This window comes from Xanthomonas sp. NCPPB 1128 (genome assembly GCF_001043115.1).
Classification (GTDB): domain Bacteria; phylum Pseudomonadota; class Gammaproteobacteria; order Xanthomonadales; family Xanthomonadaceae; genus Xanthomonas_A.
Window position 1 is genome coordinate 91,743 of the sequence record NZ_LFME01000003.1, and the last position, 19,821, is coordinate 111,563.

Consider the following 19,821-nt stretch of genomic DNA (forward strand, 5'->3'; position numbering starts at 1 on the left):
TCCCGGCTCCCTACAGCCGATTCCACGCCGGCGTCGGCTCCCCAAGCAGATGCCGCACGAAGAAGTCGTACTGGCGACGCTGCACGTAGTCGATGGGGCCGGTGGAGCGGCCAACGGTGTGTTCGCCACCGGGGACGACCAGCAGGTCGAAGTCCTTGCCGGCCTTGATCAGGGCGTCCACCACCTGCCCGGTCGAAGCCGGGTCGACGTTGCTGTCCTGCTCGCCGACGATCAGCAACAGGTCGCCGCGCAGCTTGGCCGCATTGTCCACGCCGGACGCGCGCGCATAGCTGGCGTCCACCGGCCAACCCATCCACTGTTCGTTCCAACTGATCTTGTCCATGCGGTTGTCGTAGCACCCGGCATAGGCCACGCCCACTTTGTAGAAGTCCGGGTGCCGCTCCAGCGCGCCCAGCGTGCTCTGCCCGCCGGCCGATGCGCCATAGATGCCGACACGGCCGATGTCGTAGGAAGGATCCTGCGCGGCCAGCGCCTTGTGCCAGGCGATGCGGTCGGGGAAGCCGGAATCGCCGAGGTTCTTCCAGGCCACGTCGTGGAAGGCCTTGGAGCGGTTGGCGGTGCCCATGCCGTCGATCATCACCACGATGAAGCCCAGGTCGGCCTGCGCCTGCATGCCGATCTGCTTGTCGCCGCCGGAGTGGTAGCCGAACGGCCAGAAGGTCTTGGGCACGAAGGAATCGTGCGGGCCGGCGTAGATGTTCTCGATCACCGGGTACTTCTTGTGCGGGTCGTAGTCGCGCGGGCGCACCACCATGCCCCAGATGTCGGTCTTGCCGTCGCGACCCTTGGCGACGAAGGTCTGCGGCGCGCGCCAGCCGGCGGCCTGCAACTTGCGGATGTCGCCGCGCTCCACCACCTGCAGGAGCTTGCCGTCGATGGCGTGCAGCTCCATCACCGGCGCCATGTCCGGACGCGAGTACACGTCCACGTAATGGCGGCCGTCGTCGGCGATGGCCACATCGTGATCGGCATCGACCTCGGTCAGCCGGGTCAGGTGGCCGCCGTCGAAATCCACCGCAAACAGCTGCCGATAGTACGGATCCTTGCCCGCATCCATGCCGCTGGCGGTGAACCAGATGCGCCGCTGCGCGTCGTCCACGCGCAACACGTCGCGCACGATCCACTCGCCCTTGGTGATCTGCGTCTTGATCCGGCCGCTGGCGCCGTCGAACAGGTACAGATGGCGCCAGCCGTCGCGTTCGGAGATCCACAGGATCTCCTGGCCCAAACCATCGACATCGTGGTGGTAGCTGCGGTCGGCATAGACGAAGGTCGTCGCGTCCTCGCCCACCGCCACGTGTGCCTTGCCGGTGGCCGCGTCCACCGCGATCGCGCGCATGCGCTGGAAACCGCGCTGCACATAATCGAACACGAAACTGGCGCTGTCGCGGCGCCACTGGATCGGTGAGAGCTGGTAGGGGTTGGCGAACAAGGCATCGTCGATGGGCAGGCGCTTGGGCGTGCCACCACGTGCCAATGCACTGAGGTCGAACAGCACCGGCCGCTCGATGTCCACTGCATCACCGGGCTTGGGATACAACTGGGTGCGCACCACCGGCTGGCCGCCGCCGGGCGGCGCCGCCTCCACCCGGGTGACACGCCGCGGAAAGCCGGGCTTCACCCGGTACAACGCCAGCCGCTGCGAATCCGGCGACCAGGCGATCGTTTCCGGATCGTAGAAATCGTCGCTGCGGCCATCGTCGGCCAGGCGCAGCGTGCGCCCGTCGGCCACCGCGCGCAGCAGCACCGCATTGCCGTCGACATAGGCCTCCCAGCGCCCGTCCGGCGAGCGCCGCGGGGTGGCGTCGGCCGGCACGCTGAGATCGCGCACCACGCCGAAGCCGCGCGGCCGCGGCTGCGGGCCGCTGTCGGCGCGCGCGCAGACGTAGCTGGTGAGCGTGCAGCGCCACGGCATTTCATCGATCTCGAAGGCGATCGCCGCCTGCGGCTGGCCGCCCTCGGCGACGTAGGCGAAGCGCGCGAACGGCAGGCGCAGCGCAGGATAGGCGGTGCCGGTCGCCGCGCTCAGCGCGCTTGCCAGCCGGTCCTCGTCGAACGCCGGCTGCTTGCGCTGGCTGGCCACGTCCTCGACCACGAAGGCGAAGCCGCCCGGCACGGTCTTGCGATAATAGAACGCGCCATCGTCGCGCCACTGCGCTGGCCAGGTCACGTTCTCGGTCAGACCGATCCAGGCCTCGCGCAGGCCCAGCGAACGCTGGTAGTCGGCGACGCTGGGCGTGGCCTGGGCGGTGCCGGCGCAGCACGCCAAGGCAACGACGATCGATGCAACGAACTTGTTCATGCAATTTCCGAGAGTTTCGATGGCAAGCTTATTTCTCGTAGGAGCGGCTTCAGCCGCGACGGGCGTTACCGACAACGTCTGTCGCAGCTAAGCCCACAAAAAGCGACAAGCGCCGCTCCTACGCACACATACACGCAACGGGCTATTCCCCGTCATCCTCCTCCAGCGCCAGCTCCTCAGCACGCAGGCCGCTGCGCGCACCCCAGTGGTAGCACCCCAAGGCGATCGCCGCCACGCACAGCGTGTCCCAGGGATGCGCGATCCAGCCGCTGCCGCCAAAGGTGCCCAGGCGCGACACCACCAGCACCATCGCGAAGAACACGATCAGCCACAGCACGCCGCGCACCTGCCGCCACAGCCGCGCGCGGCCAGCGGCGTTGGGCAGGCGGTACAGCACATACAGCGCGAACATCGCGATCTGCAGGCCGAGCAGCCACGACAACGTGTTCCAGGTCGACCAGTACACGATCAGCCCGGCGACGATGAACGACAGCGGCCCGAGCAGCGCCATGCCGCGCAGCCGGAACGGCCGCGGCAGCTCCGGCGCGCTGCGCCGCAGCGCGGCCACGGTCACCGGCGCCACCGCATAGCTCAACACCAACGCCGCGGACACCACGTTGATCAGCGCCTCCCACGAGGGGAACGGCAGGGTCCAGAACACCGACAGGCCCAGGCTCAGCCACAGCGCCGGGCGCGGAATGCCGGAGGCGGCATCCACCTTGGTCAGCACCGGCAGGAAGCCGCCGCTGCGCGCCCAACCGTAGACCACCCGCGGCGTGGCGTTCATGTAGATGTTGCCGGTGCCGCTGGGCGAGATCATCGCGTCGCAGATCACCAGCGCCGCCAGCCAGCCCATGCCCAGCGCCAGCGCGATGTCCAGGTACGGCAGCGAGAACGCCTTGTCGATGCCGCCCCAGCCGTTGGCCAGATGCTGCGCCGGCACCCCGCCGAGGAAGGCGAGTTGCAGCAGCACGTAGATCACCGTGGACAGCGCCACCGACAGGATCAGCGCGATCGGGATGTTGCGCTGCGGATCGCGCACTTCGCTGGCGACCGACACGATCGGAGTCAGCCCTAGGTAGGCGAAGATGATGCCGCCGGCGGAGATCGCCGCTTCCACCCCGGCCGCGCCGAACGGCGCGAAGCCCTGCACGTGCAGATTGCGCGCATCGAAGTGCGCCATCAGCAGCGCGATCACCAGCACCGGCACCAGGAACTTGAACACGCTGACGATGTTGTTGGCGGTGGCGAAGGTCTTGACGCTGTAGTAGTTGAGCAGGAAGAACGCCACCAGCAGCGCCAGTTGCAGCAGCCAGCCGGCGACGCTGGGATGAGTGCTGCCGGCCTGGTTGAGCCAGGGAAACCACGCCGCGGCGTATTGCCGCGCCGCCTCCACCTCGATCGCGATCAGGCTGGAGAAGGCGATCAGGGTGATGAAGCCCATCAGCCAGCCGAGCAGCACGCCGTGCGAATACTCCGGATAGCGCACCACGCCGCCGGCGCGCGGCAGCGCCGCACCCAGTTCGCAGTACACCAGTCCCAGCAGCAGGACCGCCACACCGCCGGCGATCCAGGACACGATGCCGGCCGGACCGGCGATCGCCGAAACATGGCTGGCCGAAAACAGCCAACCGGAGCCGAAGATCGAGCCCAGACCGATGAAGGTCAGATCGGTCAGGCTCAAGCGCTTGTGGAACTTGCCTTGTGCGGCCATGGCGTCTCCCGCTGGATTGGTATAACCGGCGATTCACAACAACCTGCAGCTGTTCCCTTCTCCCTCCGGGAGAAGGTGCCCCGCAGGGGCGGATGAGGGTACGGGCGCAGCCTCGTGCAGCTGAAACACCGCATGCGCTTCGCGCCCCTACCCTCACCCCAACCCCTCTCCCGGAGGGAGAGGGGCTTAAAGCAAACCAGCCGAAGCCGGCTCTTCCCTTCTCCCTCCGAGAGAAGGTGCCCCGCAGGGGCGGATGAGGGTACGCGCGCAGCCTCGTGCAGCTGAAACACCGCATGCGCTTCGCGCCCCTACCCTCACCCCAACCCCTCTCCCGAAGGGATAGGGGCTAAAGCAACCAGCCGAAGCCGGCTCTTCCTTCTCCCTCCGGGAGAAGGTGCCCCGCAGGGGCGGATGAGGGTACGGGCGCAGCCTCGTGCGGCTGAAACACCGAATGCGCTTCGCACCCCTACCCTCACCCCAACCCCTCTCCCGAGGGGAGAGGGGCTAAAGCAACCAGCCCGAAGCCTGCCCTTCCTTCTCCCACCGGGAGAAGGTGCCCCGCAGGGGCGGATGAGGGTACGGGTGCAGCCTCGTGCCAGTTCCACCGCTCAAGAGACCGCACCACGTCCCCTCACTCGCATCTCCGCCCTGCCCCATGGCCTCGAACGGCGGCGAGAACCGTTCGCCATCCCGGCGCGTGGCGACGCGTTCGTCATGGAGCCGTCGGTGCGTTCGTTGCGGCGCCCCAAGGCGATTTCCCACCCTCGGCAATGAACCGATCGATGCGCTGTTCCAGTACCGGCAGCGGCACCGAGCCGGTTTCCAGCACCGCGTCGTGGAAGGCGCGCAGGTCGAACTTCTCACCCAGCGCTTGCTCCGCCTTGCGCCGCAGCTCCAGGATCTTCAGCTCGCCCAGGTAGTACGACAGCGCCTGGCCGGGCCAGGCGATGTAGCGGTCGACCTCGGTGGTCACTTCGTGCTCGCTGAGCGCGGTGTTGTCGCGCAGGAACGCCTGCGCCTGCTCGCGCGTCCAGCCGTCATGGTGGATGCCGGTATCGATCACCAGCCGGCACGCGCGCCACATCTGATAGGTCAGGTAGCCGAAGCGGTCGTACGGGGTGTCATACATCCCCATCTCCTGCCCCAGGTATTCCGAGTACACCGCCCAGCCCTCGCCGTACGCGGAAATGAAGGTGTAGCGGCGGAAATCCGGCAGGTCGCCCTGCTCGGCCGCCAGCGGCATCTGCAGCGCATGCCCGGGCGAAGACTCATGCAGGGTCAGCGCGGTGAGGTTGTACAGCGGCCGCGACGGCAGGTCGTAGGTGTTGACCAGGTAGATTCCGGGCCCACCGCGGCCGCCGGTGTAGAACGGCGCCAGGTCCGCCGGCACCGGCTCGATCGCGAAGCGCTGCCGCGGCAACCGGCCGATGTAGTCGCCGATCTTGCCGTCCACGCGCTTGGCGATCCACGCCGCGTCCTTGAGCAGCTCCTCGGGAGTCTTGGCGTAGAACTTGGGATCGGTGCGCAGGTAGTGCAGGAACGCTGGGAAGGTCTGCTGCCCGGGCGGGGTCTTGAAGCCGCTGTCGACGATCGCCTGGTCCATCTCCTTGCGCAGCCGCGCCACTTCCTTCAACCCCACCGCGTGGATCTGCTCGGGGCTGAGGTCGAGCGTGGTGTATTCGCGGATCTGCGCGCGGTAGTACGCCGCGCCATCGGGCAGCGATTCGGCGGCCAGCGCCGGACGCGCCTTGGGCAGGTATTCCTCGCGCATGAACCGCAGCAACTTGGCGTAGGCCGGCACCACCTGCTGGGCGATCGCCATGCGCGCCTGCGCGCGCAACTGCGCCTGCAGCGGCGCGGGGATCGTCGCCGGCATCTGCTTGAACGGGGTGTAGAACAGATTGGTCTCGCCCGGCGCCTGCGCGACCTCGGCGATCGACTGATCGCGGCCCTGCAGGGTCACCGCCGGCTGCGCGAAACCGCGCGCCAGGCCGGCGCGCATGTTGGCGATCTGCTCGTCGAAGTAGCGCGGGATGTCCGCGAGCTGCCCCAGGTAGCGCTGGTAGTCCTCGCGGTTGCGCAGGGTGGCGCGTGCGGTGAACCCCAGGTCGCTCCAGAACGCGGTGTCGCTGTTGAACGGCATCTCCCAGGCGCGGAACCGCTGCTGGTCGAGCAGCACCTGCAGTTGCTGGCGATAGACCTGGTAGTTGACCTGGTCCTGTGCCGACAACTGCGCCGGGTCGATCGCGTCCAGGTCGTGCAGCGCCTGCTGCCAGTACGCGGTGCGCTGCGCCTGCGTGTCCGGATCGACCTTGGGCAGGTGATCGGCGGCCTGCCCCTGCGCGTCCTCGTCATCGGCGCCGGCGAACTGCGCCTGGCGCCATGTCCATTCGCGCTGATACAGCGCCTTGAAGCGCGCGCCGGCATCGCCGGCGGGCGCAGCGGAGGCCGGCGCGGACGTCTTTGCCGGCGCGGCGGCGGCAGCGCCCTGCCAGGCCAGGGTACAGGCGATGGCCAGGGCCAGCGCCGTGCGCAGTCGGGAACGGGAGGTCATCGCGAAGTCTCCGGAGTGGCGGGGGCGCCGGCCTGGACCTGGGCGATCCAGGCGTCGATGCGCGCGTCCAGCAGGTCCAGCGGCATCGCACCGCCGCCGAGGATGGCATCGTGGAAGGCGCGGATGTCGAAGCGCTCGCCCAGCGCGCGCCTGGCCTTCTCGCGCAGGGCCAGGATGTCCAGTTCGCCGAGCTTGTAGCCCAGTGCCTGGCCCGGCCAGACGATGTAGCGGTCGGTCTCGGACTGGATGCTGGGCTCGTCGTCGGACGGATGCGCGTGGAAGAAGTCGATCATCTGTTGCCGCGTCCAGCGCTTGTAGTGCACGCTGGTATCCAGCACCAGCCGGTTGGCACGCAGCAGTTCGCCGGCCAGGCGGCCATAGTCGCTGTAAGGATCGCGGTAGAAGCCCACTTCCTTGCCCAGCCGCTCGGCGTACAGCGCCCAACCTTCCACGTAGGCGTTGTAGCCGGATTGCTGGCGGAACGGCGGCAGCGGCAGGGTCTGCGCAAGCGAGATCTGCAGGTGATGGCCGGGCACACCTTCGTGATATGCGGTGGCCTCGATGTTGACCAGGGTGCGGTGCGCGTAGTCGCTGGTGTTGACCATCACCAGCCCCGGCTTGCTGCCCTGCGCATCGCTCTGCCAGTACTCGGCACCGGGCGCGGTGGCGCGGAAGGCGGGCATCGCGCGCACCTCCAGCGGCGTCTTCGGCAGCGTGCCGAACAACGTCGGCAGCTTCGGCTGCATCTGCGCGATGTCGTCGCGGTAGCGCTGCAGGATCTGCTCGGACGAGGTGGCGAAGAACTTGCGGTCATGGGCCACCGCCTTGCGCAGCGCAGCCAGGTCGGCATAGCCAAGCTGCTTGGCAATGACGCCCATCTCGCCCTCGATGCGCGAGACCTCGGCCAGGCCGGTCTGGTGGATCTGCTCGGGCGACTGATCGGTGGTGGTCTGCGTGTGGATCGCGTAGCGGTAGCGGCGCTCGCCATCGGGCAGCGACCACAGGCCCTCGTGGGCGCGGCCCTGCGGAGCGTATTCGTTGGCGACGAAATCGGCCAGCTTGCGATAGGCCGGCCGCACCTGCTGGTCGATCGCCGCGATCATCGCCGCGCGCAGGCGCGGCCGCTCCGCCGCGGGCACGGCCGCGGGGAACTGCTGCAGCGGGGCGGCGAACGGGCTGTCGGCGCCGGCCGGCGCGGCGATCTCGCGCACCTGTGCGGGGATGCGCTCGAGCAGGTACTTCGGCTGCACCAGCCCGTCCTTGGCGCCGACGCGCGACAGCGCCACCACCTGGTCGAGCAGCGCCGGGATCGCCTGCAGGCGCTTGATGTAGTCCTCGTAGTCCTTGACGCTGGCGAACGGAAACGCCTGCGCGTAGCCCGGCAGCGCGACCTGGATACCGCCCACCGGCTCCAGCGGCATCTCGTCGTTCTTCAGCGCGATCGCCTCCAACCGGTCGCGCAACTGCCGCTGCATCATCTGCAGGCTCAACTGCTCCTGCGCCGACAGCGCCTTGGCATCGACCGCATCGAAGCGCGCCAGGAACGCGGCGGTGGCCTGACGTTCGGCTTCCAGCGCGGCCGGCGAGTAGTCGGTCCAGCGATCGTTGTAGCGGCTGTCACCGATGATGCTGGCGAACTCGGGATGGTGGGCGAGCTGGTACTGCCACTGCGCATCGAGCAGCGCGGCAAACGCCTGCGCTGGTGGCACCGCGGCCTTGGCCGGGTCTGCCGCAGCCGGCGCCGCGGATGTTGGCGCCGCGGACGGCTGGCAGGCCGCCAGCAGGCTCAGCAGCAGCACGCCGGCGGCGGGCAGAGGCATGCGTTTCATCGAGGGACTCCGCAGGGCGGCACGCGCCCGTGGCACGCCGCGGCGGCCGCTGGGCAAAGGGTGGAGGCGGCCGCCCTGCGCATCAGGCGAACGGCCGGTCGATCGCCGGCGACGGCGGCGTGAACCACTGCGCACCGTCTTCGGTGACGTAGAAATGATCCTCCAGGCGCACGCCGAATTCGCCTGGCACCACGATCATCGGCTCGTTGCTGCAGCACATGCCCGGGGCCAGCGCCAGCGCATTGCCGCGCACCAGGTAAGGCGCCTCGTGGATGCTCATGCCACAGCCGTGGCCGGTGCGGTGCGGCAGCCCCGGCAACTGGTAGTCCGGGCCGAGTCCGGCGCGCTGCAGCACCTTGCGCGCCGCTTCGTCCACCACCGCGCAAGCCACGCCCGGCCGCACCGCGGCGAACGCCGCCGCCTGCGCGTCGTGCTCCAGTTGCCAGATGCGCCGCTGCTTCTCGCTGGGCTCGCCGAAGATGTAGGTGCGGGTGATGTCAGAGTGGTAGCCCTGCACCGTGCAGCCGGTGTCGATCAGCACCAGTTCGCCCGGCCGCAGCGCCTGCACGCCGGGGATGCCGTGCGGATATGCAGTGGCGTGGCCGAACTGCACGATGCAGAAGGTCGAGCCGTTGTCGGCGCCGAGCGCGCGGTGCGCCTGGTCGATGAAGCGGGTCAGTTCCGCGGTGGTGATGCCCTCGCGGACCAGCCCGGCCGCCAACCGCTGCACCTGCAGGGTCATGTCGCAGGCCTGCTGCATCAGCGCCAGTTCCGCCGGCGACTTGCGCATGCGGCAGCCGTCGACGATGGCCGCCGCATCGCGGATCGCGATCCGTCCCAGCACCGCCGCCAGCCCGGTGTGCACCGCGAAGGCCACGCCCGGGTCCAGCGCCAGGCTCTGCGCGTCCAGTTCCAGCAAGGCCTCGGCGACCAGCGCGTGCGGATCCTCGTGTTCCTGCCACAGGCGCTTGCGCACCGGCACAGACAGCACCGCGTCCAGCGAGCCTTCCTCGAACGCCGGGCAGATCAGCAGCGGATCGCCTTCGGCGGTCAGCAGCATCGCCACCAGGCGCTCGCTGGCGCCCCACGGCACGCCGGTGAAGTAGCGCAGCGAGGCGCCGGCGCCGATCAGCACCTCGCCGGCGCCGTGCGCGCGCATCAGCGCACGCGCGTTGGCCAGGCGTTGCCGGTACTCCTGCTCCTGGATCGCAGGCGCCAGCTGCGGCCACGGCGCCAGTTGTGCGTGCGCCTGCTCCAGGGTCAGTCCGCCGATCTGGGGTTGCTCGCTCATGCGCGCGGCTCCACGTCGGCGGTCGTCCAGCAGCCGTCGATCAGCCGCTGCACGCTGCCGGGATTACGGTCGCGCAGCAGCGCCGGCAGCAGCGCGTCGGGCACGCCGTCGTAGCTGTGCAGCGCGGCGAAGCGGCGGATCGCCGCAGGCATGCCGACGGCCGTGAAGCCGGGATGGCCGGTGCTCGGATACGGGCCGCCATGGTTCATCGCCGGGCTCACTGCCACGCCGGTCGGCATCTTGTTGCAGATCAGGCGCCCCACCCGCGGGCGCAACGCCGCGGCCAGCGCGGCGAAGGCCGGATCGTCGCTGCCGTCGGCGGCGCGATAGATCGTGCCGGTGAGATTGCCCTCGAAGCTGCGCGCCAGGGCGGTCAACTGCCCCAGCCCGCCGCGCACGATCAGGCTGACCGGGCCGAACGCCTCGGTCTGCAGCGCTTCGGGCTGCTGCAGGAACGCCTCGGCCGACACCTCCAGCAGGGTCGGCGCATGCCGATAGCCAGGGCCGGCATCGGCCTGGCCGCCGGCCAGCACCGCGGCGCCGGCATCGCGCAGCGTGGCCACGCTGCGCTGCAGGTGCTCCAGCACGCCGCGCGAGAACAGCAGAGACGGCGCGGCCCCAGCGAAATGCGCAGTGGTCGCGGCGACGAAGGCATCGCCGGCCTCGCCCTTGGGCACCACCACGATGCCGGGATTGGTGCAGAACTGGCCGCTGCCCATGGTGCAGGAGGCGAAGAACTCCTGCGCCAGCGCCGCGCCGCGTTCGGCCAGCGCGCCCGGCAGCACGAACACCGGATTGACGCTGGACAGCTCGACGTAGGCCGGCACCCCGGCACGGTCGACGGCGGCCTTCAGTGCCAGGCCGCCGGCGCGGCTGCCGGTGAAGCCGATCGCGCCCAGCCGCGGATCGCCGGCCAGTTCCAGGCCCAGCGTGTTGTCGAAGTGATAGAGCAACTGCACCGTCGCCGCCGGCAGATCGTTGGCCAACAACGCTTGGTGCGCGAGCTGCGCCAGACGCTGGCTGGTGGCCGGATGCGAGGGATGCGCCTTGGCGATGACCGGATTGCGCGCGGCGATGGCCGAGGCGAAATCGCTGCCGGCCACCGCGTTGAACGCGAACGGGAAATTGTTTGGGCCGAACACCAGTACCGGCTTGTGCAGCGGCCCCAACTGCGCGCGCAGGCCGGCCGCGGTGTCGATCACCGGCTGCGTCCAGCTGTGGCTGCGCGCCGCCTGCGCGGCCTGGCGCAACTGCCCGCTGGCGCGCGGCAGCTCCACCTTGGCCAGGCGCGGCTCCACCGGCAGGCCGGTTTCGGCATGCGCCAGTGCCACCAGGCGCTCGACGTCGGCGTCGATCGCGTCCGCATACGCATCCAGGAACGCGGCGATGCGTTCCGGCGCGGCCGCGGCCAGCGCATCGGCGCTCAGCGCCGCCGCGCTCAGCGCCGCTTCCAGATCGGCGGCGCCGCTGATCGGGAACGACGGACCGAATTCGCTCCCGTCGCGCGGATCCTCGGCGCGGAAGCTGCCGCGCTCTTCCAGCGAGGCCTGCCAATGGCCGGCCAGCAACAGCGGTTGCATGCTCATCTCAGTGCCCGGGATGGGTGGCGATGGCGTGGTCGATGACCTTCAGCGCGGCCTCGCGCTCGGCGCCTTCCAGCACCAGCCGCGGCGCGCGCACGCGCTCGCTGCCCAGGCCGACCTTCTCCTGCACCAGCTTGATCAGCTGCACGAACTTGGGCACGGTGTCCAGGCGCAGCAGCGGCAGGAACCAGTCGTACAGCGCCTTGGCCGCGGGGTAGCCGCCGTCGCGGGCCAGCTCGAACAGCTTCACCGACTCCTTCGGGTAGGCATTGACCAGGCCGGCGATCCAGCCCTTGGCGCCCATGCTCAGGCCTTCGACGATCGCATCGTCCATGCCCACCAGCAGCACCAGGCGGTCGCCGAGCAGTTCGCCCAGCGCGGCGAAGCGGCGCACGTCGCCGGAGGATTCCTTGACCGCCTGCAGGTTCGGGAACTCGGCCGCCAGCTCGGCGATCTGCGCCGGGCTGAAATCGGTCTTGTAGGCGATCGGGTTGTTGTACAGGATCGCCGGCAGGTCGGTGGCGGCGATCACCGCGCGCATGTGCGCGCCCATCTCGCGCCAGTCGGTGGAATACACGTACGGCGGTAGCACCATGAGGCCACCGCAGCCGACCTGCTTGGCCGCCTGCGCCAGGCGCACGGCCTCGTCGGTGGACAGCGCGGCGATGCCCGGCACCACCGGGATGCGGCCGTCGACCGCCTGCACCAGGGTCTTCAGGATCGCCAGCTTGTCGTCGAAGCTCAGCGTGGCCGCCTCGCCCAGCGAGCCCAGCGGCACGATCGCGGTGCAGCCGGCGTCGACCATCACCTGCGCATGCTTGGCCAGGAACGCGTGGTCGATGCTGCCGTCGGCGTTGAACGGAGTGGTGATGGCCGGCAGCACGCCGTACCAGAAGGAAGCCTTGCTCATGGATGTACACCTTGTGGAGAGTTGCGAAGGGATGCCGCGCGCGACGGCGCGGCGCAAGCGGTGTCCGGACCGGGGTCCGGACAGGGATGGGCCAGCGCGTCCAACCGCGCCGGGAACAGCGGCGGCCGGCGGCCGTCGTCGGAGAAATCGTAGGCGCGCGCGGCCAGGCCCAGTTCGGTCAGCGCGCTGCCGCAGATGCGGCCCTGGCAGGCGCCCATGCCGCAGCGCGAGGCCAGCTTGGCGTCGCGCAGGTCGGCATGGCCCTGCAGCGCGGCCAGCGGCACGTCCTCGCAGCGGCACACCAGCGTGTCCGGCGCGGCCAAGGCATGGATCCGCGGGTCCAGCGCGAACTGCCGCTGCAGCAGCGCGGCGAAGGCGCGCGCGCGGCGTCGCTGCGGCTGCAGCGCCTGCGCATCGGCGTCCTGGCCGGCGGCCAGGTGGCCGGCGATGGCGCCTTCCACCCGCGCGCAATCGCGCCCGCCGATGCCCAGCGCCTCGCCGGCGGCGTACACGCCGTCCACGCTGGTACGCAGCTGCGCATCCACCGCCACGCACGGATGCGCGCCGCTGCGGTCCAGGCGGCAGCCCAGCAGTTGCGCCAGTTCCACGTTCGGCACCAGGCCGTAGCCCACCGACAGTTGATCGCAGGCGAGACGGCGGCGCCCGCGCGGCCCGTCGATCTCCACCTCCTGCACGCGGCCCTCGCCGTGCGCGGCGATCACCACGCTGCCGGCGTGGTAACCGACCCCGGCCAGTTGCGTGCGCAGCGCCAGCGCCTGCAGCGCCTTGTCCGGCCAACGCAGCGGCAGCTGCGCAGCGAAGGCCGCCAGCGCGCGCCACGGCGCCTGTTCGACGATGCCCAGCACCTGCGCGCCATGGCGATGCAGCGTCGCCGCCGAGGCCAGCAGCAGCGGTCCGCTGCCGGCGACCAGCACGCGCCGCCCGCGCAGCGGCCAGCCCTGCTTGGCCAGCGCCTGGGCGCCGCCAGCGCCGGTCACCCCCGGCAGGGTCCAGCCCGGGAACGGCAACAGCAATTCGCGTGCGCCGGTGGCCAGCACCAGCGCGTCGTAGCCCAGCCAGCGCGGGCCATCGGGACCATCGGTGAGCAACTGCCGGTCCTGCGCCAGCAACACCTGGGTCTGCGGCAGGAACGTCACCGCGCTGGCTGCCAGCTGCGCCAGCGCGCGCGCGGCCAGGCGCGGCGGCGCGTGGGCGACATCGTGGCGCCAGATCTGGCCGCCGGCACGCGCCTGCAGATCGACCAGGCCGACGCGGCGGCCATGCCCGGCCGCGGCCAGCGCCGCCGCCAGCCCGGCCGGGCCGGCGCCGATCACCAGTACCTCGTAGTGGGCGCGCGATTCAGCCATCGGTCCACACCTGCATGCCGTCGCGCGCCGGGGTGATGCAGGCGCGCAACTGGCCGACGCGGTCGATGCGTACCCGGCACTCGGCGCACACGCCCATGCCGCACAGCGGCGCGCGCGGCTGGCCGCTGCGCGAACGGCGGAAATGCGTGGCGACCTGCGCCACCGCCGCGGCCACGCTGCTGCCGTCGACCACTTCGACGTCGCGGCCGTCCACCTGCAGGCGCAGCATCCGCGCGCTCATGCCAGCGCCCGCGCCGGCGCGTACGGCGCCGGGTCGATGGCCGTGGGCCGCTGCAGCAGTTGGTCCAGCAACAGGCGCGCACTGCCCAACGCCGTGGTCACGCCCAGGCCTTCGTGGCCGGCCGCGACCCACACGTCGCGCCGCTCCGGCACCGCGCCCAGGTACGGACGCCCGTCCGGCGTGGCCGGGCGCAGGCCGGTCCACACCCGGATCGCCTGCAGTTGCCGCAGGCCCGGCAGGAACGCGAAGGCGCGCTCCAGCATCCGCTGCAGCATCGGCATCGACACTGCGCGGTCGGTCGCGTCGAATTCGCGCGAGGAGCCGATCAGGATCTGCCCGGTCGGCCGCGGCTGCACGTTGAACGCCACGCTGCTGCCGTCGCTGCCGTGCGCGCTGTCGGCATAGCCCAGCTCCAGCAATTGATGGGCGACGAAACCCGGATAGCGGTCGGTGATCACCAACTGCCCCTTGCGCGCGCGCATCGGCAGTTCCGGCAACAGCTCCGGCACGGCGCAGCCGGTGGCGACCAGCACCGGGCCATGCAGCGCGCTGCCGTCGTCCAGGCGCACACCGGCATCGAGCAGCGCGGTGGCGCGGCGTCCGGCGTACAGCTGCGCGCCAGCGGCGCAGGCGCGCTCGACCAGGTAGCGCGCCATCCGCGGCGGATACACCACCGCCTCGGCGGCCACGCGCATGCCGCCGGCCAGGCCCGGCACCAGCGCCGGCTCCAGTTGATACAACCGCTGCGCATCGAGCGCTTCGGCGTGCACCCCGGCCGCGGCCAGGCGCTGGATCTTGGCCGGAATCGCCTCCAGCTCGCGCGCCTGCCGCGCCACCCACAGCGTGCCGCAGCGGCTGAACTCCGCCTCCGGCAGCGGCGCGAATTCCTCCCACAGGCGCAGCGAATAGGCCGACAACGCCAGTTCCGCCGGATCGTCGTCCATCGCCACCAGGTGGCCCATCGCCGCGGCGGTGGAACCGCCGCCGATGCTGCCCGACTCGACGATCGCCACGCGCAGGCCGGCGGCCGCCGCCGCATCGGCGCAGGCCGCGCCGACGATGCCGGCGCCGACGACGATCAGGTCGAAACCGCTCATGCGGCGCCGATGCCCCAGGCGAACGGATCCTGCGGATCGATCAGCAACTGCGTGCGCGCGGTGAGGAAGGCCTGCCCGGTGATGCGCGGCAGCACGCCGCGGGTGCCGGCCGCATAGCTGCCCTCGAACACGCTGCCGAGGATGCCCTGCTGGCGCCACACCTGGCCCGGCGCCAGCTTGCCGTCGGCAGCCAAACACGCCAGCTTGGCGCTGGTGCCGGTGCCGCACGGCGACCGGTCGTAGGCCAGGCCCGGGCACAGCACGAAGTTGCGCGCATCGGCGCTGGCGTCCGGCGCCGGCCCGTTGATCTCGATGTGATCGATCTCGCCACCATCGGCGCCGCGGATGCCGGCCGCCTCCAGCGCCAGCCGCACCGCCTCGGTGTAGGCGGTCAGCGCGCGCTGGTGGCGCAATTCCAGCGCGCACGGCGTCTGCTCGGTGATGAAGAACCAGTTGCCGCCCCAGGCCACGTCGCCGCGCACGCGCCCGTACTCGGGCACCTGCACGTCGATGCCGGTGGCATGGCGGTAGCTCTCGACATTGTCGACCGACACGCGGCCGTCGGCATGCAGTTCCACGCCGACCGTGCCCACCGGCGTCTCGATGCGGTGCGTGCCCGCGCTCAGCCGGCCCAGTTCGGCCAGCGTGCGCACCAGGCCGATGGTGCCGTGGCCGCACATGCCCAGGTAGCCGACGTTGTTGAAGAAGATCACCGCCGCGCAGGCATCGGCGGCCACCGGCGGCAGCAGCAGCGCGCCGACCATGGTGTCCGAGCCGCGCGGCTCGCAGGCGATGGCGCTGCGCCAGGCGTCGAAGCGCGTGCGGAACAGTTCACGGCGCTCGGCCAGGGAACCGGTCCCCAGATCGGGGAAGCCGGAGACGACGACACGGGTCGGTTCGCCGGCGCTGTGCGAGTCGATGACATCGAGTGTATGCATGGGGCCATGCTCACATTCGGCATCGCTGCCGGCTAGCAGCGTTTGCCTGTCGCGAATGCGGAAGTTCGCACAACCCGGCCACGCCCGACGGCGCCGACTTGAGCTAGCATCGGCATTCAGGGGACGCGCGGCGGCGCGCCCGCACCGCCGCCCACTTCCGCAGGTGAACGCCATGGACACTCTGATTTCGGCACTGGAACTGCAGACGCTGTTCGACGCCCTGCCGGACGTGGTGTTCTTCGTGAAGGACCGCGACGGCCGCTACACCCACGTCAACCTGACCCTGGTGCGGCGGCTGGGCAAGAAGTACCGCGCCGACCTGATCGGCAAGTCGGCCGCGGACGTGTTCCCGCTGCCGCTGGGCGGCAGCTACCTGATGCAGGACCGGCGCGTGCTGTGCGGCGAGGTGATCGAGAACCAGTTGGAAGTGCACCTGTTTCCGAACCGCACCCCGGGCTGGTGCCTGACCTTCAAGCGCCCGCTGTGCGAGGGCGAGGAGGTGATCGGCGTGGTCGGCATCTCCCGCGACCTGGGCCAGCCGGACAGCCGCCATTCCGCCTACGAGCGCATCAGCCGCGCCATGGAGCACATGCAGACGCACTACGGCGACAACCTGCGCGTGCAGACCCTGGCCGACCTGGCCGAGCTGTCGGTGGCGCAACTGGAGCGGCACTTCCGCCGCGTGTTCCAGCTGACCCCGCAGCAGTTGCTGACCAAGATGCGCATCGAAGCGGCGATGCGCCTGCTGCACGGCGACGACAGCATCGCCAGCATCGGCCAACTGTGCGGCTTCGCCGACCAGAGCGCCTTCGCCCGCCAGTTCAAGGCCACCGTCGGCATGACCCCGCGCGACTACCGGTCGATGAAGGGCAAGCTGTGAAGAGCCGGGAGTGGGGAATCGGGAATGGGGATTCGTTTTTGAGCTGAATGCGCGCGTTGAGATCGCGACGCTGCGGATGCAAAGCCCCTCTCCCTCCGGGGCGAAAGGGCACGGTTTGCGCGCCACTGGCGCGCGTGTCCTTGAGCGCCCGCGCCGCAAGCGCGGGCCGGGGCGCGGAGCGGGGGTTGGGGTGAGGGTCCGGCGCAGCCGATCGCATCCACATGCCGTGACACATCCGCATCTACGCTGCGATCTTGCTGCACCAGGATGCCCGGTCGCGGTTGGTCCGGTGATGGGATAGACGCCGCGCCAACGATGCATACACGTTCGTGAGGGACGAATTCCACCCTCCGCCAATCATCCCAGCCTGCCCCCGCTGCACCGGCCGCTCAGGTCGCAAGTGGTAGCATTCTTCGTTTCCGGTCCACGCGTCATCCATGGTCAGCCTATTCCGCCGCAACAAGCCCCAGGACAACGCCGGCGAGAGCCGCACGCAGCGCTACAGCATCGAGGAACTGGCCGCCGCCTTCCCCAAGCCGGCAAGCGCCGAACCCGCTGCGCCCGTGCCGTCGGCGCCGCCTGCCGCTGAGGCAGCGCCCGTTGCTCCAGCGCCCGCCACCACCCCGGAACCGACGCCCGCGCCGGTGGCCGAGCGCAACGTGCAGGCGCCCGCCCCGGTCGCGGTCCCGCAGCCGCACCCGGCGCCGCTGCCGCCGGCAGCGCCCACGCCTCCGCCGCAGGCCTATATGCCGGCGCCGGCCGCCGCGCCTGCGCCGAGTGTGCCGCAGCCGACGCCGGCCCCCGTTCAGCCGCCCGCAGCGGTGCCGCCGACGCCTGTCGCCGCATCCGCCGCCGACGCCGACCTGGTGCGCAGCGATGCCCTGCCCGCCGCCCCGGCCGGCAAGCCCGGCTGGCGCGAGCGGCTGCGCAACAGCAGCTTCGCGCGCAGCGTCGGCAGCCTGTTCTCGCGCAATCCCAAGCTCGACGACGACCTGCTCGACGAGATCGAGACCGCGCTGATCACCGCAGATGTCGGCATCCCCGCCACCACCGCGCTGATCGAGGGCCTGCGCAAGCGCATGAAGGCGCGCGAGTTCGCCGACGCCAGGGCGCTGCAGCAGGCGCTGCGCGCCGACCTGCTGGCGATCCTGCAGCCGGTGGCCAGGCCGCTGCAGATCGACCGCAACGCCAAGCCCTTCGTGGTGCTGACCGTCGGCGTCAACGGCGTCGGCAAGACCACCACCATCGGCAAGCTGGCCAAGCGCTTCAAGGACGAGGGCCACAGCCTGATGCTGGCCGCCGGCGACACCTTCCGCGCCGCCGCCGTGGCGCAGTTGCAGGCCTGGGGCGAGCGCAACGGCGTCACCGTGATCGCGCAGGGCCAGAACGCCGATGCCGCCTCGGTGGCCTTCGACGCGCTGCAGGCCGGCAAGGCGCGCGGCACCGAGGTGCTGATCGCCGACACCGCCGGCCGCCTGCATACCCAGACCGGGCTGATGAACGAACTGGGCAAGATCCGCCGCGTGCTCGGCAAGCTAGACCCCAGCGCCCCGCACGAAGTGCTGATGGTCATCGACGGCACCACCGGCCAGAACGCGCTGTCGCAACTGCGCCAGTTCCACGCCGCGGTCGGCGTCACCGGCCTGGTGGTGACCAAGCTCGACGGCACCGCCAAGGGCGGCGTGGTGTTCGCGCTGGCCCGCGAGTTCGGCATCCCGATCCGCTTCGCCGGCATCGGCGAGCGCCCCGAAGACCTGCGCGTTTTCGACGCTGAGGCCTTCGTCGACGCCTTGCTGCCCGCCGCCCTGGGCGCGTGAGATTGAAGCCCCTCTCCCTCCGGGAGAGGGGTTGGGGTGAGGGTACGGCGCGAAGCGTCTCGCAGAATCAAGTGCACGAGGCTTCGCCCGTACCCTCATCCGCCCCTTCGGGGCACCTTCTCCCGCCGGGAGAAGGAACAGCACAGCCCCTCATCCGGTCCTTCGGGCCACCTTCTCCCGAGGGGAGAAGGAACTTTGAAGCCAGCATGCGCCAGCCTCCCGACACCTTCCCCACCCGCCTGCTCGCCTGGTTCGACCGCCACGGGCGCCATGACCTGCCCTGGCAGCATCCGCGCAGCCCGTACCGGGTGTGGCTGTCGGAAATCATGCTGCAGCAGACCCAGGTGGCGGTGGTCATCCCCTACTTCCTGCGCTTCCTGCAGCACTTCCCGACCCTGCCGGCGCTGGCCGCCGCCGACAACGACGCGGTGATGGCGCAATGGGCCGGGCTGGGCTACTACGCCCGCGCGCGCAATCTGCATGCCGCTGCCAAGCGCTGCGTGGAACTGCACGACGGCGACCTGCCGCGCGATTTCGATGCCCTGCATGCGCTGCCCGGCATCGGCCGCAGCACCGCCGGCGCGATCCTCAGCCAGGCTTGGAACGACCGCTCCCCGATCCTCGACGGCAACGTCAAGCGCGTGCTGACCCGCTACCACGGCGTCGCCGGCTACCCTGGCCTGCCGGCGGTGGAAAAGCCGCTGTGGACGCTTGCGCAGTCGCATGTGGACGCCGTGCCCGACGGACGCATGGCCGACTACACCCAGGCGCAGATGGATTTCGGCGCCACCCTGTGCACCCGCGCCAATCCGGCCTGCGTGCTGTGCCCGCTGCAGGACGACTGCGTGGCGCGCCGCGACGGTCTGGTCGAGGCGCTGCCCACGCCCAAGCCGGGCAAGACCCTGCCCGAGCGCGAAGCCCTGGCGCTGCTGCTGGAGAACGCCGCCGGCGAACTGCTGCTGCAGCGGCGCCCGCCGAGCGGCATCTGGGCCTCGCTGTGGACCCTGCCGCAGGCCGACACCGACAGCGAACTGCGCGCCTGGTACGCGCGTTGGATGCATGGGCGCGATTACGAGGATGCCGAGGCGCTGCCGCCGATCGTGCACACCTTCAGCCACTACCGCCTGCACCTGCAGCCGCTGCGCCTGCGCAAGGTCGCCATGGGCGATGCGCTGGGCGACAATGGCGACCTGCGCTGGGTGGCGCGCGCCGACCTGTCGACGCTGGGCCTGCCCGCACCGATCCGCAAACTGCTCGACGGCCTCTAGCGCACCAGC

Annotated in this window: 14 protein-coding genes; 3 read left to right on the forward strand and 11 right to left on the reverse strand. The window is 70.6% G+C overall.

The genetic code is table 11. The annotated features are described in order from the left end of the window. Positions 1-10: 10 nt before the first annotated feature. From ACP93_RS03785 to ACP93_RS03835, 11 genes are all read right to left on the reverse strand, one after another. On the reverse strand, positions 11-2,323 hold the full coding sequence (locus ACP93_RS03785) for a S9 family peptidase (protein ID WP_048489450.1): 2,313 nt from the start codon (positions 2,321-2,323) through the stop codon (positions 11-13). Positions 2,324-2,465: 142 nt separating this feature from the next. After that, positions 2,466-4,037 (reverse strand): APC family permease, encoded by a 1,572-nt coding sequence (locus ACP93_RS03790; protein WP_048489451.1) that lies wholly within the window; start codon positions 4,035-4,037, stop codon positions 2,466-2,468. Between the two features lie 712 nt (positions 4,038-4,749). Further along, positions 4,750-6,591, reverse strand: a complete 1,842-nt coding sequence (locus ACP93_RS03795; RefSeq protein WP_048489452.1) for a DUF885 domain-containing protein — start codon at positions 6,589-6,591, stop codon at positions 4,750-4,752. After that, complete coding sequence (locus ACP93_RS03800) at positions 6,588-8,420, reverse strand: DUF885 domain-containing protein (RefSeq protein ID WP_048489453.1); 1,833 nt, start codon at positions 8,418-8,420, stop codon at positions 6,588-6,590. Before ACP93_RS03800 ends, ACP93_RS03795 begins: the two co-directional genes overlap by 4 nt. Before the next feature lie 82 nt (positions 8,421-8,502). Next, positions 8,503-9,711: a M24 family metallopeptidase gene (locus ACP93_RS03805; RefSeq protein ID WP_048489454.1), complete on the reverse strand. Its 1,209-nt coding sequence runs from the start codon at positions 9,709-9,711 to the stop codon at positions 8,503-8,505. Beyond that, positions 9,708-11,297 (reverse strand): aldehyde dehydrogenase family protein, encoded by a 1,590-nt coding sequence (locus ACP93_RS03810; protein ID WP_048489455.1) that lies wholly within the window; start codon positions 11,295-11,297, stop codon positions 9,708-9,710. The genes ACP93_RS03805 and ACP93_RS03810 overlap by 4 nt, the downstream gene beginning before the upstream one ends. Before the next feature lies 1 nt (position 11,298). Next, positions 11,299-12,204, reverse strand: a complete 906-nt coding sequence (locus ACP93_RS03815) for a dihydrodipicolinate synthase family protein (protein WP_048489456.1) — start codon at positions 12,202-12,204, stop codon at positions 11,299-11,301. Then, positions 12,201-13,571 carry an NAD(P)/FAD-dependent oxidoreductase gene (locus ACP93_RS03820; protein WP_082143362.1) on the reverse strand — a complete coding sequence of 457 codons (1,371 nt, stop codon included), beginning with the start codon at positions 13,569-13,571 and terminating at the stop codon, positions 12,201-12,203. The genes ACP93_RS03815 and ACP93_RS03820 overlap by 4 nt, the downstream gene beginning before the upstream one ends. Beyond that, a complete protein-coding gene (locus tag ACP93_RS03825) occupies positions 13,564-13,812 on the reverse strand; it encodes a (2Fe-2S)-binding protein (protein WP_048489457.1) in 249 nt (82 codons plus the stop codon). Before ACP93_RS03825 ends, ACP93_RS03820 begins: the two co-directional genes overlap by 8 nt. Beyond that, positions 13,809-14,909 carry an NAD(P)/FAD-dependent oxidoreductase gene (locus ACP93_RS03830; protein WP_048489458.1) on the reverse strand — a complete coding sequence of 367 codons (1,101 nt, stop codon included), beginning with the start codon at positions 14,907-14,909 and terminating at the stop codon, positions 13,809-13,811. Before ACP93_RS03830 ends, ACP93_RS03825 begins: the two co-directional genes overlap by 4 nt. After that, on the reverse strand, positions 14,906-15,847 hold the full coding sequence (locus tag ACP93_RS03835; RefSeq protein WP_048489459.1) for a 4-hydroxyproline epimerase: 942 nt from the start codon (positions 15,845-15,847) through the stop codon (positions 14,906-14,908). The genes ACP93_RS03830 and ACP93_RS03835 overlap by 4 nt, the downstream gene beginning before the upstream one ends. A gap of 172 nt (positions 15,848-16,019) precedes the next feature. Between ACP93_RS03835 and ACP93_RS03840 the strand changes: the two genes are divergently transcribed. From ACP93_RS03840 to mutY, 3 genes are all read left to right on the forward strand, one after another. After that, positions 16,020-16,727 (forward strand): AraC family transcriptional regulator, encoded by a 708-nt coding sequence (locus ACP93_RS03840; protein WP_048489460.1) that lies wholly within the window; start codon positions 16,020-16,022, stop codon positions 16,725-16,727. Between the two features lie 437 nt (positions 16,728-17,164). Further along, positions 17,165-18,544, forward strand: coding sequence for a signal recognition particle-docking protein FtsY (ftsY, locus tag ACP93_RS03845; protein WP_048489461.1), 1,380 nt, complete (start codon positions 17,165-17,167; stop codon positions 18,542-18,544). Between the two features lie 206 nt (positions 18,545-18,750). Beyond that, on the forward strand, positions 18,751-19,812 hold the full coding sequence (gene mutY / locus ACP93_RS03850; protein ID WP_048489462.1) for an A/G-specific adenine glycosylase: 1,062 nt from the start codon (positions 18,751-18,753) through the stop codon (positions 19,810-19,812). Positions 19,813-19,821: the final 9 nt, after the last annotated feature.

Coding starts and splice junctions, on each gene's coding strand:
- ACP93_RS03785 (WP_048489450.1), bottom strand. CDS start 2,323: ATGAACAAGTTCGTTGCATCGATCGTCGTTGCCTTGGCGTGCTGCGCC.
- ACP93_RS03790 (WP_048489451.1), bottom strand. CDS start 4,037: ATGGCCGCACAAGGCAAGTTCCACAAGCGCTTGAGCCTGACCGATCTG.
- ACP93_RS03795 (WP_048489452.1), bottom strand. CDS start 6,591: ATGACCTCCCGTTCCCGACTGCGCACGGCGCTGGCCCTGGCCATCGCC.
- ACP93_RS03800 (WP_048489453.1), bottom strand. CDS start 8,420: ATGAAACGCATGCCTCTGCCCGCCGCCGGCGTGCTGCTGCTGAGCCTG.
- ACP93_RS03805 (WP_048489454.1), bottom strand. CDS start 9,711: ATGAGCGAGCAACCCCAGATCGGCGGACTGACCCTGGAGCAGGCGCAC.
- ACP93_RS03810 (WP_048489455.1), bottom strand. CDS start 11,297: ATGAGCATGCAACCGCTGTTGCTGGCCGGCCATTGGCAGGCCTCGCTG.
- ACP93_RS03815 (WP_048489456.1), bottom strand. CDS start 12,204: ATGAGCAAGGCTTCCTTCTGGTACGGCGTGCTGCCGGCCATCACCACT.
- ACP93_RS03820 (WP_082143362.1), bottom strand. CDS start 13,571: ATGGCTGAATCGCGCGCCCACTACGAGGTACTGGTGATCGGCGCCGGC.
- ACP93_RS03825 (WP_048489457.1), bottom strand. CDS start 13,812: ATGAGCGCGCGGATGCTGCGCCTGCAGGTGGACGGCCGCGACGTCGAA.
- ACP93_RS03830 (WP_048489458.1), bottom strand. CDS start 14,909: ATGAGCGGTTTCGACCTGATCGTCGTCGGCGCCGGCATCGTCGGCGCG.
- ACP93_RS03835 (WP_048489459.1), bottom strand. CDS start 15,847: ATGCATACACTCGATGTCATCGACTCGCACAGCGCCGGCGAACCGACC.
- ACP93_RS03840 (WP_048489460.1), top strand. CDS start 16,020: ATGGACACTCTGATTTCGGCACTGGAACTGCAGACGCTGTTCGACGCC.
- ftsY (WP_048489461.1), top strand. CDS start 17,165: ATGGTCAGCCTATTCCGCCGCAACAAGCCCCAGGACAACGCCGGCGAG.
- mutY (WP_048489462.1), top strand. CDS start 18,751: ATGCGCCAGCCTCCCGACACCTTCCCCACCCGCCTGCTCGCCTGGTTC.